This is a genomic window from Clostridium sp. UMB9555A (assembly GCF_030222355.1).
GTDB lineage: Bacteria > Bacillota > Clostridia > Clostridiales > Clostridiaceae > Sarcina > Sarcina perfringens.
Map to the genome: position 1 here is coordinate 318,567 of NZ_JASORQ010000002.1, position 13,324 is coordinate 331,890.

Annotated in this window: 8 protein-coding genes; 3 read left to right on the plus strand and 5 right to left on the minus strand. The window is 26.3% G+C overall.

Features of this window, described 5'->3' with window-relative positions; all coding sequences use genetic code 11:
• Window positions 1-198: 198 nt before the first annotated feature.
• Window positions 199-1,671, plus strand: a complete 1,473-nt coding sequence (locus QP548_RS06760) for a recombinase family protein (RefSeq protein WP_075808081.1) — start codon at window positions 199-201, stop codon at window positions 1,669-1,671.
• On the opposite strand, the gene QP548_RS06765 is transcribed toward QP548_RS06760, so the two are convergent.
• The 3 genes from QP548_RS06765 to QP548_RS06775 form a co-directional block, all read right to left on the minus strand.
• Window positions 1,672-2,667 (minus strand): cation:dicarboxylate symporter family transporter, encoded by a 996-nt coding sequence (locus tag QP548_RS06765; RefSeq protein ID WP_075808082.1) that lies wholly within the window; start codon window positions 2,665-2,667, stop codon window positions 1,672-1,674.
• A 537-nt stretch (window positions 2,668-3,204) separates the two neighbouring features.
• On the minus strand, window positions 3,205-3,684 hold the full coding sequence (locus tag QP548_RS06770) for a DUF4352 domain-containing protein (RefSeq protein WP_061427514.1): 480 nt from the start codon (window positions 3,682-3,684) through the stop codon (window positions 3,205-3,207).
• Window positions 3,685-4,057: 373 nt separating this feature from the next.
• Window positions 4,058-8,425, minus strand: a complete 4,368-nt coding sequence (locus tag QP548_RS06775) for a glycoside hydrolase family 2 TIM barrel-domain containing protein (RefSeq protein ID WP_061427512.1) — start codon at window positions 8,423-8,425, stop codon at window positions 4,058-4,060.
• A 204-nt stretch (window positions 8,426-8,629) separates the two neighbouring features.
• On the opposite strand from QP548_RS06775, the gene QP548_RS06780 reads away from it, so the two are divergent.
• Window positions 8,630-10,273 carry a GGDEF domain-containing protein gene (locus QP548_RS06780; protein ID WP_061427510.1) on the plus strand — a complete coding sequence of 548 codons (1,644 nt, stop codon included), beginning with the start codon at window positions 8,630-8,632 and terminating at the stop codon, window positions 10,271-10,273.
• Window positions 10,274-10,356: 83 nt separating this feature from the next.
• Here QP548_RS06780 and QP548_RS06785 read toward each other — a convergent pair whose 3' ends face one another.
• Window positions 10,357-10,479, minus strand: coding sequence for a CPC_1213 family protein (locus tag QP548_RS06785; protein WP_252100476.1), 123 nt, complete (start codon window positions 10,477-10,479; stop codon window positions 10,357-10,359).
• Window positions 10,480-11,163: 684 nt separating this feature from the next.
• Between QP548_RS06785 and yjeM the strand changes: the two genes are divergently transcribed.
• A complete protein-coding gene (gene yjeM, locus QP548_RS06790; RefSeq protein WP_061427508.1) occupies window positions 11,164-12,786 on the plus strand; it encodes a glutamate/gamma-aminobutyrate family transporter YjeM in 1,623 nt (540 codons plus the stop codon).
• A 165-nt stretch (window positions 12,787-12,951) separates the two neighbouring features.
• Here the strand turns inward: yjeM and QP548_RS06795 are convergent, their stop codons facing one another.
• A complete protein-coding gene (locus tag QP548_RS06795) occupies window positions 12,952-13,323 on the minus strand; it encodes a hypothetical protein (protein WP_061427506.1) in 372 nt (123 codons plus the stop codon).
• Window position 13,324 lies beyond the last annotated feature (1 nt).

Sequence of the window (13,324 nt, forward strand, 5' to 3'; positions counted from 1 at the left end):
TAGAAATTTATTGGTTTTATTTTTACTTTTGGAATTTTATGTATTTTAATAATTTGAAATGTAAATGTATACCGGATTAAAATTCAATCAACTCATTTTACAAAATTCTGAAAAATTGTTAATTATATCATTAATAATTAATTTTACGTATCCCTAAAAATTTATTATGATTTTCTTAAAACAAGGAGGTTTTTGACTATGAAAAATATAGCAATATATATTAGAAAATCTGTTAAAGGTGATGATAACTCAATTTCTTTAGAGGCTCAAACTGAAGTTATTAAACACTATTTTAAAAACGAAAATAAATTTACTATATACAAAGATGATGGATTTAGTGGAGGTAACACAAATAGACCAGCATTTCAAAAATTAATGCATGATGCTACTCAAAACAAATTTAAGGCTGTAGCATGTTACAAATTAGATAGAATAGCTAGAAATACATTAGATTTTCTTACAACATTTAATACTTTAAAAGAATATGGAATTGACTTAATTTGTGTAGAAGATAAATATGATCCTAGTACTCCTGCTGGTAGATTAATGATGACCTTATTAGCTTCTTTAGCTGAGATGGAAAGAGAAAATATAAAACAAAGAGTTACTGATAGTATGTTGAATTTAGCTCGTTCTGGTAGATGGACTGGTGGAACTCCTCCATTTGGATACAAGGTTATTACTATCGATGGAGGTAAATATTTAGAATTGGAAGATAAAAATAATATATTATATATATTTGATGAATTTATAAATGGAAAAGGTATACTTAAGCTTTCAAGTGAATTTAATTGTGATAAAAAGAAAATAAGTAGAATACTTCATAACATAACCTACCTAAAAAGTTCTACCGAAGCTAATACATACTTAAAACAAACTTTGAAATATGAAATTGTTGGCACTCCCAACGGATGTGGTTATTTACCTTACGGAAAAAATAAAGTAATCAATGGTAAAAAAGTTAAGAATATTGATGGCTTGAAAATAGCTGCTATAAGTAAGCATAAAGCTATAATCGAATTAGAAACTTTTATAAAAGCTCAAGAAAAGCTAAAAACCTTTGAAGGTAGAAAAGCGCCTCGTATAAGCAACAAAAGTTTTTTAGCTCAACTGATTCAATGTACTTGTGGTTCTAATATGTTGATAGTCTTAGGCCATAAAAAGAAAGATGGAACTAGGAAATTATATTTTTCTTGTCCCAACAAATGTGGTAATACCTTTGGAGATGTAAAGGAAATTGAAGAAGATACATTATTAACTCTAAAAGATGTTAATTTCTTTGAGAAAATTAATAAAAATAAACCTACTATTAATAATAAAGATAGCTCTAGAATTAAAGCTTCTCTTTTAAAAGAACTTGAAAATAAGAAAAAAATATTAGATGGTTTAGTTCAAAAATTAGCTTTAGTAGATTCTGATTTAGCAAATATACTAATAGATAAAATGGAAACTTTGAATGAAAATATAAAAGAATTACAAAGTAAAATAGATTTATTAGAAAAAGAAGAGATTTCTTTAAGTTATAACAAAGAAGATTTGAATTTAAAAGAAAAGAATAGAAAACATTTTATAAAAGAATTTGAAAATATGAATATGCAAGAAAAGCAAACTTCAATTAGAAAGGTAATTAATAAGATTACTTGGACAGGTGAAAATATAATTATTTCATAACTATTTAAATCCACCCGGAACTCCTGGTGCTCCTATTGCGAACACTCCTAATAATAATATAAATAGTATCATAGTTGGTAAACTAGGAATTTTACCATATAAAATTTGAGATACTGTCATTACAAAGAATACTTCTGTAAGAACTGAACCACATAAGTGTATGTTTGAACATAATGGTATTGCAAAATCCACTATATCTTCTCTTAAAGCCTTTGATTTCTTTGCAGACTCTAAAGCTACTGGTAATGTTGCAGCACTTGACATTGTACCTACAGCAGTAAGATATGCTGGTCCATAATATTTTACAACTTCCCATGGATTTTCTTTTGATATTGCTCCACCTATTAAATATAAAATTGTTAACCATATAAAATGACCAAATAATACAATTAATATAACTTTAAAGAATACAGGAAGTTGATTACTTAATCCTCCTTCATAAGCTAAAGCTGCAAAATTAGTTGCTATGAAAAATGGTAATATTGGTATTATTATTTTATTTACAATACTAAGTACTATAGCTTGAAATTGATCTAAAAGTTTTTCTACTAAATCAGCCTTTGTCCATCCAACAGCTAATCCTAAAAGTAATGCTAAAGCTAAAGCACTCATTACACTCATAACTGGTGGTATATCTAATTTAAATATAAGTTCTGGTAATTCCTTTAATGATGCTATGTTAGATACTATAGACAATTTAGGTATTAATGCATATCCTGCAATCATTGAAAGAATAGCAGCAAAAACTGAAGATAAATAAGCTATTAAAACAGCATATCCTAATAATTTGCTTGCGTTATCTTTTAATTTAGCAATAGATGGTGCTATAAATCCTAGAATAATAAGTGGAACAGAGAAAAATATAATTTGTCCCAATACATACTTAATTGTCACAATTGTCGACATAAGCCCCTCTGAAGAGTATGTTCCTATTATTATTCCTAATATAACACCTAAAACAAGTTTAAAAATAAGATTATTAAATAATTTCTTCACAATTTATCCCCCCCTTTTTATTTTATACTTTCATGTAAAGAATTATTTATAAAAAAAAACTTCTACCCCTTATACAGAGGCAGAAGTAAAATTCCACGGTTCCACTCTGATTTTAAGTAGTAAGCTATAAGCTTAAACTACAAAATCTCTTTAGGTACAAATATACCACTCTGCTATAACGGGCATACCCGTATTTCCCTACTCTAACCTAAAATTATTTCTGGAAACAAGCTCATAGATGCACTCATGAAAAAATTCTTTAAAGTCTTTTACAGCCTAGAAGACTCTCTCTGAATAAAGAAATTAATTCTACTTTTCTAATCACAGCTTTTCATATTATAAAAATTAATTCTTAGTATTCTTATACGAATTAACTTTATTATATTTTAAACTCTGTACTTAGTCAACATAAATTTAAAAAAATGTAAATAAAAAGGTAATATTTATTAATATATTACCTTTTTAAGCTCTAAATATTTTGTTGTATATAAAATATAATCTATTACTATAAATTTTGCTGTATATAAATGTCGAATATTATAGTTTAACTGTTACTACATCTTTTTTAAATATATTTGGAACATAATTTAATTTTAAATCCTTAGCTCCTATAGGTTCTTGAACTACTATAGTTCCTGTAACCTCTTCTCCTGGTGCTAGTGTTCCCTTATCTAAAGCTTCCTTACCATCAATAGCAGTAAATGTTCTATCTTTTATTTCGCCTTTGGCATTTTCAATTTGGAAACTATATGGATTATAATTCAATTCTGAATCTCCATTATTTTTAAGAGTTAAATTTAAAATAAGAAACTCATTGCCTTCTTTAGGTTTATCATTTCCTTCACCCATACTTGTTTTAACACTATTTACTATTAAACTTTGACCCTTAATTTTTACTGTATCACCTATATTATAAGCATATTCACTGCTATGTTTACTTAAGAATATTTTGCTTAATCCTCCAACTACTAATAATGCTAATAATATAGTAAATATCACTTTTACTTTTTTCGACATTTTATCACCTTACCTATATATTTTTCTCAATGACGTATTTGATTATATAAACCTAAATATACTAAGTCAATTAGGTTAATTCTTCATTATTCTAAGATAAAAACATTTTCATCTTTAGTATCCATTAATTTCATTTAAAATATACCATAATTTAAATTCTAAAATTTTCCTTTAATTTCATTATTAAACTTAAATTTTCATATAAATTATCAAAAAAATATTATCAAAATACAAATAAGTTAACCATTCATCAATTTTATTTTAGTAACTTTAATGTTAACTTTTTATCACTTTTATGACTTTTTATTAATTTAGATTATATAAAAAAGCCTTTCCAAAATTTAGAAAGGCTTATTAAAAACTAAAATTTTAATTATTTATTTTTTCTTCTTAATAGTTTTACTCCTGCTAAAGATGAAATAATTCCAATAATAGCAAAGTTAATAACATTTTGTCCTGTACTTGGTAATCCCTCAGAATCTTCTGGCTTATTATTTTCATCTAAGTCATTATCATTTGGTTTTTCTACATCTCCAGGCTTCTCATCATCTTCTGTAGAATTTCCATTTAATTCAAAGTTTATTTTATAAGTTTTCATAGTGCTTGCCTCTGAAATAACCTTAATATAACTTGTACCAGGAATACTTAATGCATTTTCAATAAATACTTTTGAATTTTCATTCATTGCAATAGCTTCAATCTTAGGTATATCAGACTCCTTTGAAAGGTTCACATCATATTCAAAAGTATTTGTGTTAAACCCTTTTAAATTTTCTCCATTTACTTTTAAAGCTTTTAAGGAAGTATCTTTATTTGCCTCAGCTTTTATAAATTTAGCATCAGCCCAATTTCCATGATCATACTTAATATTATTATCATAGTCATCAATATATAATGCTAATTTTTCAGCACTTTTTAAATCTACTTCAACCTTATGACCATTAGAAGTACTATATATTTTCTCACTATTGAATACCTCCTTGCCATCAACCTCAACCCTAGCTACTATAGAAGATCCATATCCACTTACTCCTCTATCCATGCCAACATAAGCTTCAAATTTTTCATAACCTTTTCCTTTTAAATCAACTACTATTTCTGAGTTTGAGTTTACTCCCACACCTTTATCAAAAGTTTTTATTTCTCCATCAATTTTTAACACTAATGGATTATTAACTACAGACCTATCTTTTACAGGTTCATACATGCTAGAAGTTGCGCTTTTCCAACTTATATCTGAAAGATATTCCACATTATGTGTTCCAAAATTTATAACATATTCTTTAGTATAAATTTTATTTAAAAGCTCATCCTTATGATTAACCTTAATGGTTGCTTTTCCTGGTATTGTATATACATTTTCTACCTCTACATCTATATTATCATTAGCTTTTACAACTTCTATTACTGGAGGTTTTTCCAATGTCTTCTCTAAGTAATCTACGTTATACTCTGTAATATTTTCATTAAAGTCCCTTAAACTAACACCATCAATTTTAATATCCTTAATTAAATCTTCCTTTAAATTCTTTTTACTTATTTCCATTGGAGAAGAACTTTTGTCGATACCTTTAATTTTAAAAGAATAATTATATATTTTACCAGATTCATTCATAAATTCTCTATGTGGAGTTGCTCCCCAGCTGTTATCTCCTCCAACACCCATTTGTCTATGATTAAGTCTTAAAACTATACTATCTTCTTTTGCTAACTCATGTGGATGACGTTTACCGGATGAAAGTTCTTCTGGAGTATACTGTAATGCATTAAATTCTATACTAGGTATTCCAGACGCCATTAATCCTACTCCATTATTATTAGTTAATGTTACCCATCTTGTATCTGTTCTATTTCCTGTTTCGGATGGTTCTAAGTATGGGAAGAAGAAATCTTTAACATTCTTGTTATAAACACCAATATCATACCCAGTATTTCTATCTATATAATTTTCTTCTGGTCCTCTTCCATACCAAGTAATACTATCAAATTCTTTAGGAAGTTTAAGCATCATTCCTATTTCTGGTATTTCTGAAAGACCTTTAGAAGCATTAAGTGTATTATTTACAGAAACTTCTCCATTTCCATAAACAATATATTCAACATTAAGTTTAGATTCTATATTAGTTGGTAATATAAAGTCTACATTTACTTTTACAGCCTTATCTCCTACTTCTATAACTTCTAAATTTTCTACTTTAGCATTTGCACCTGCATATCTCCAAGTATCAAATCTTTCTTCAGCACCAAATCCTTTGTCATTATCATTAGGTGCTCTCCAATAATTAGGTCTTATAGGTTCTTCTATAAGCTCAATTTCATTCCCTTCTTTATCTATTTTATATGATTCTAAAGCACCAAGTTTTTTATCAAAAGAAACCTTAAATCCATCACCTATCATTTGCACATTATTTTCATCATTTTTAAGTTCTATTGAATTCATTGAATTTAAATCAATTCCTTTTTCCATTTCATTATCAAAAGGAAGTTTAAATTGTTCTTTTGATATTACATATCCTTTTTCAGCCCAAGGCTCATCATCCTTTAATTCAAAACTTATATTTAACCAATACTCAACCCCTGGACTAAGTTCTGGCTTTTTAAATGGAATCGTAATTTCCTTGCTACTTAATGGATCAACAGAAATATCTAACTCCCCATTTTGTAATATATTATCATCGGCTCTTAACTCCCATTTTCCTTTGTATTTATTTAAATTAGTAAATAAATGTTCATTTACTATCTTTACTTTACCATTTAAAATATTAATATCCTCTATCTCTATTTCTTGATAAACCTTTTTTACTTCTTGAAGTTCAGGTTGAACTGTTCTATCAGCTGAAACTAAGCCATTAGCACAGAAATTCCCATCTGTAAATTCAATATCTCCCCAATCGCCACCATAACTTAGAAATTCTTCACCCGTGTTTTTATCTTTCATTCTTATAGCTTGATCAGCCCAATCCCATATAAATCCACCTTGCATTATATCGTATTTATCAAAGACATCCCAATATTTTTGTAAATTACCTATACTATTTCCCATTCCATGAGCATATTCACATTGTATATATGGCTTTGTATTATCAGGATCATTTGCATAGGCTTCCATTTCTTCTATAGTTCTATACATTCTACTATATACGTCTCCTACAGTCCTCTCCGCTTCATAATGAACTAATCTAGTAGGATCATTTTCCTTTATCCACTTTGCAGCTATTTCAAAATTTTCCCCTCCACTTGACTCATTTCCTAATGACCACATTATTATACTTGTTTCATTTTTTGACCTCTCTAACATCGATCTCTGTCTATCTATAACCGCCTCGGTCCATTCTGGTCTACTCTGAGGAATATCATCTAATCTTCCATGAGTTTCCAAATTAGCTTCATCCATAACATATAGTCCATACTCATTACATAAATCGTACCATCTTGGATCATTAGGATAATGAGATGACCTTACTGCATTTATATTATTTTTTTTCATAAGCTTTATATCTTCTATCATACTTTCTTCTGTAAGCGTTCTACCGTTATCAGGTAAAAATTCATGCCTATTCACTCCTTTAAATGATATAGGCTGTCCATTTATACATACTTGATTATTTTTAATTTCTATTTTTCTAAATCCAAACTTGTTACTTATAGTTTCTACAACTTCACCATTTTCATTTTCTAAAGCAATTACATAAGTATATAAATTAGGAGTTTCCGCTGTCCATTTTTTAGGATTTTCAACTCTAGTATTAATAGAAACTAATACATTTTCTTCATCATTTAACTCAAATTCACTAATATCTTCATTTACTATTTTTTTATTTTCATCATATAAAATACCTTTTATTTTATATTTTCCAGCTTCAATACCATAATTAGAAATATCAATTTCAACATTCAAATTAGAATCTCTATATTTATCATCTAAATCTGTAACTAAAGTATAATCTCTTATATGAGCTTTAGGTGTAGAATATAAGAACACATCTCTAAATATCCCACTAAGCTTTATCATATCTTGTGATTCTAACCAACTTCCATCACTCCATCTGTGAACTTTTACAGATATTTCATTTTCTCCCTCTTTTAAAAACTTTCCTATATTAAAATCGTGTCCAGTAAATGAATCCTCACTATAACCCACATATTCTCCATTTATATATAAGTAATATGCAGATTCAACTCCTTGAAATGATACAAAAACTTCTTTATTATCCCATCCTTCAGGAACAGTAAATGTTTTCTTATAATACCCAATTGGATTATAGTCTGTTGGTACATCAGGCGGTTCTGGTATATTATCTTGATATTCCCAAGGATAAGCTGTATCATTATACCTTGGCTGATCATATCCATGCAATTGCCAACTAGATGGAACAGGAATTGTACCCCATGAACTAGAATCAAAATTTGTTTTATAAAAATCTTTTATATCTTTATCATAAGTTTCTACTAAATTAAATTTCCACTCTCCATTTAAAGACATATAATTCTCTGAATTAGAATAATTAGAATAATTAGGATTATTTAATGCTTCTTCAATACTATTAAAAGACATTAAAGTAGCATGTGCTTTTTCCCGATTGTCTTCAAATTTTTCAGGATTATTTGCCCAAAAAACACCATCTTCAATTTTTACTTTTTTTACATTTGCTAAAACTTCGTTAATGCTAAAATTATTAATTACAACATTGGAAAACACTGCAATACTTAATATCTTAGCAATCGTCTTTTTGCTAAACATAAAATCCCCCCTTAGCTTAATACATTAAACATTTTACCATTTATTGGGAATAATATAAACATTATCAATAATGTTTGAATATTTTTTTATATTTAATCATTTATTCATTTTATGTACATTTATTTAATATTTATGGTATACTTTCTTTTGTTATATGTTAATGAAAAACATAAATTCTAACTTTTATTAATTTTAGGAGTATTTATGAAAAATAAAAAAAAGAAATATTTTTTACTCTCATTAATTTTTTTAATAGTTATTAACTTAACCTTATTTTCTTTCTATAAATTTAAAGTAAATAAAAAAAATGAAAAATATATAGAAAAAACTAATGTCATTTTATATGAATCTAAATTAGAGATGAAAAAAAGAAATTTTAAAGATTCTGAAAATAAACTTTATGCAATTATAGATAATAAAGATATGTTTTATAGTTTACCAGATAATTTAAAATTCGAAATTTATAATTATTTAGCTATAATAAATCTTCAACAAGAAAAATTTTTAAATGCTTTATCCCATTATGAAGAAGCCTTTAAATATGCTGATAAAAGTTCAAAAATTATTATTAAATTAAACATGGCATCTGCTTATAGATATATGGGAGCTTATGTTACTGCCACTAATGTTTTAGATAAAATGCTAGATTCATCATTAATATTTAGAAATGAAGATTCTTACCTTAAAGAATATACTTTATTAAACTTAGCTGAAACTTATTTTTCTGTAAATGATATGACTGATTTTAACTCTACAATAGCAAAGGCATCTAACCTTTATTATTCTGGCCCTGAAAATTATTTAGAAGACTTAAAAATACTTTTAAATTCATATTTAATAATAAAAGCAATATCAGAAAATAATCTTGATCTGATACCAAACTATATTTCTAAAATAGAAGAATTAGAGATTAAAAATAAAGATGTTATATATTCTGAATTAGAAATGATAAAGACTCGTTCTTATGGTATGTACTATGAAAGTACTGGAGATTTCAATTTAGCATTAGATTATTTTTCAAAATTAGAAGAATTAGCTGATAATGAAGGTGCTTCTTATATTTCATTATTTTCTATTAGCGAAAGAATCTCAATTTATAGAAAATTAAATGATAATACAAAGGTAGATTCTTTAATAAATAAATACTATGAAAAACAAACTTCAATAAATAATATAAATAATTATGAATTTAAATATTACATAAATAATAAAATTATAAATAATCATGAATTGCCATTTTTAAAAGATATAATTATTATATTGCTATTCTTATTTTTAATATCTATTATATTAGTGCTTTTTTACTTAAAAAAAGCTAGAGATTCAAGATTAGATTCTTTAAAAGATGGGCTTTGTAATATTTATAACAGACGTTTTTTAGATTCTTACATAAATAATTTAAAGGAAAAAGATTTGCCCGTTTCTTTTTTAATGATAGATGTAGATTATTTTAAACTTTATAATGATAATTATGGTCATCAAGCAGGTGATTTTATACTAAAAAGTATAGCATATGTACTTAAAAAGAATTCTCGTAAAGAAGATATAGTTGCACGTTATGGAGGAGAAGAATTTTGCGTTTTACTAAAGGGTGCTTCTAAGTATTCTTCTATTAACTACGCTAAAAGAATTAAAGAAAATTTAGATAATTTAAATATAAAGCATGAATATTCAAAGGCTTCAGACCATGTAACCTTTAGTATTGGAATATATACTACATATACTAAAAATGACCTAAAAAATGCAATTAAATTTTCTGATAAAGCACTATATATATCTAAAACAAAAGGAAGAAATACTTATACTTATCTAGAAGACAACTCTTCTGATTCTTCTAATTTACTTTAATATAAGGAAAGGTAATTTACAACAATTTACCTTTCCTTATATTAATCAAAATTTCTATTAATTTTTTGGAGTGAACTCTTAATCTACTTAAAAGTTTTTGGAGTGAATTCATCTCCCTTTGCTTTTGGTTCTCCAAAAACAGCTTTTACACTTTCACTTTGAGGATTATGATTTATGTGTTTTTTACTGTTATTTTTTTTACTCATTAATATCACCTCAAAAATAGTTTGTGTACTTAACTTCTCTTTATTCCTAGCATATATTAACTATTTATGAAATTATATTTTCTAATAAGATAGTTTACTCTAAAAAATACCTATGTATCTTTTAAATTTTTCTTCACCTTAAAAACAGTAATACCCAATAGAAAAGAAGTTATTATACTAAGCCACCCTAGATAAGAACCCTTTATAATAAAAATGATGCTTACTATTAAGAAATAAATTAATCCTAAAATCCACAAATATCTTTGATCTTTTAATGGCATTAAATCCCCCAAAAATTTTATATATATAAATTATATGATTATAAATCTTAAGTTGTCCGCTTATTATAATTTATTTTTAAAAGTTCTTTTTATTTAAATAATCTTTATATAATATTTAATATCTACTACAGTTAATTTAAATAGACCTATAAAATAATAATAATCAAAAATAAAATTATACATAGTAATTGGTTTTATAAATTTTGGTAAATTTATTATTTTTATACGAAAACTATTGAAAATTTACTTATTTTATAAAAATAGATTCTTTTACAGATATTTTTTTCTTCTTTTTATTAACAAATCATTAATTTATTAACATACTTTACTTTAACTTAATGTGTATTATTTGTATACTTAAGAAAAATAAGGCTTTAAAAGTATATATGAGAGGTGATTTTATATGGAATCAAAAGAAAAAAGTAAATTAACCCTAACAGCCTTAATCCTTATGATCTTTACATCTGTTTATGGCTTTACTAATATGCCAAGAACCTTTTATTTAATGGGTTATAGCGGAATCATATGGTATATAATGTCAGCTATTTTATTTTTTATTCCTTATGCTTTTATGATGGCTGAATATGGTGCTGCCTTTAGAAAAGAAAAGGGAGGAATATATTCTTGGATGGCTAAATCAGTAAACCCTAAGTTTGCTTTTATAGTAACCTTTATGTGGTTTTCTTCAAATCTAATATGGATGGTATCTGTATCATCATCTATATGGATTCCTTTATCTAATGTATTTTTTGGTAAAGACACAACTTCCACTTGGAATATATTTGGTTTAACAGGCCCTCGTGCAATGGCTGTGCTAGCTATAATATTACTAATAACAATAACATTTATTTCTTCTAAAGGATTAAATAAAATTTCAAAAATTACATCCATAGGAGGAACAGTTGTTGCCTTAGCTAATGTAGTTTTAATTCTTGGTGGTTTTTTCGTACTAGCAAGCAATGGTTTTGAATCAGCTCAAGGTTTTAATATTGAACAGTTCATACATTCTCCAAACCCTGCATATCAATCCCCTTTAGGCGTACTTGGCTTCGTTGTATTTGCAATATTTGCTTATGGTGGAATAGAAGTAGTTGGTGGATTAGTTGACCAAACTGAAAATCCTAAAAAGAATTTCCCTAAAGGAATAAAAATTTCTGCCTTTGTAATTGTTATTGGTTATGCAATAGGAATTTTATGTATTGGTTTCTTTGTTAATTGGAATAGAGACTTAACTGGTCCTGATGTAAATATGGCAAATATAGCATATATTGTAGTAAATTATCTTGGTTATTACATAGGAGAAGCAATTGGCTTAAGTGCTAATGCTTGTACAATGTTAGGTAACTTCTTTGCTAGATTTATAGGACTTTCAATGTTTTTAGCACTTATAGGTGCCTTCTTCGCTTTAAGCTACTCTCCTTTAAAACAATTAATAGAAGGTACTCCTAAGGATATTTGGCCTGAAAAATGGACAAGATTAAACAAGGAAAATATGCCAGCTACAGCTATGTGGATTCAATGTATAACAGTAATTATATTTGTTTTATGTTGCTCAATGGGTGGCGAAGATTCATCTAAATTCTTTAACTATTTAATACTTATGGGGAATGTAGCCATGACATTACCTTATATGTTTTTATCCTTTGCTTTTTCATTCTTCAAGAAGAAAAAAGAAATTGCAAAACCTTTTGAAGTATATAAAAATTATAAAAGTGCTTTAGTTTGGTCTATTATAGTAACATTAACAGTTGGTTTTGCTAACTTATTTACAATCATACAACCTCTTACTTCAGAAAATAAAGATTATGTTGCTGTAATATTCCAAATTTCTGGTCCTATTATATTTGGATTATTAGCATGGTTAATTTATAGAAGATATGAAAAAAATGTATTAAAAAAACAAATTTCAAATATTGACAATAAAATTGATACAGAACTTGAAAAAATAGAAAAAGCTGAAGAAGAAGTTACAAGTGAAACAATAGGAGTAATAGATATAGAAGTTCATGATGATGATTCCAAATAAACTAGAAGAATTATAATTTAAAGTTAATTATAATAATGATTAATAAAAAAAATAATTGGTCATAGAAATTTATGACCAATTATTTTTTATTAATAAATTTTCAATAATTAATATTCTATATATTAAATAACTAATTTAATATATAGGATATCTCTCTTAACTCATTTACCCCAAATCAAATTTTGATATGCCACTATTATATAAAACAGTTCTCTTTAAATTGTTATCTGCAGGTAAATAACAAGGTTCAAAGGCCAATGCTGCTCTATAATATCTTTGTGCTAACAAAATATTCCCTCTTTTTTCTTCAATTACTCCAAGTAAATTTTCTATTTCTGCTGAACTACTATTAATTATTAAAGCATTTTTTAATAATAATTCAGCCTTATCATATTCTCTAGAGCAAATATACTTTCTTGCTTTCTTTAGAGATTCTTTTATATAGGTACTCTCTTTTAAACTCTCTACCTTTTTCATTATAAACTCAATTTGTTCTATTAAATCATCTATTAAACACTTTGAAATTATAATACTCATA

Excerpts from the sequence above, each read along its gene's own strand:
- QP548_RS06770 (WP_061427514.1), bottom strand. The coding sequence starts at position 3,684 with ATGTCGAAAAAAGTAAAAGTGATATTTACTATATTATTAGCATTATTA.
- QP548_RS06795 (WP_061427506.1), bottom strand. The coding sequence starts at position 13,323 with ATGAGTATTATAATTTCAAAGTGTTTAATAGATGATTTAATAGAACAA.
- yjeM (WP_061427508.1), top strand. The coding sequence starts at position 11,164 with ATGGAATCAAAAGAAAAAAGTAAATTAACCCTAACAGCCTTAATCCTT.
- QP548_RS06760 (WP_075808081.1), top strand. The coding sequence starts at position 199 with ATGAAAAATATAGCAATATATATTAGAAAATCTGTTAAAGGTGATGAT.
- QP548_RS06780 (WP_061427510.1), top strand. The coding sequence starts at position 8,630 with ATGAAAAATAAAAAAAAGAAATATTTTTTACTCTCATTAATTTTTTTA.
- QP548_RS06785 (WP_252100476.1), bottom strand. The coding sequence starts at position 10,479 with ATGAGTAAAAAAAATAACAGTAAAAAACACATAAATCATAATCCTCAA.
- QP548_RS06775 (WP_061427512.1), bottom strand. The coding sequence starts at position 8,425 with ATGTTTAGCAAAAAGACGATTGCTAAGATATTAAGTATTGCAGTGTTT.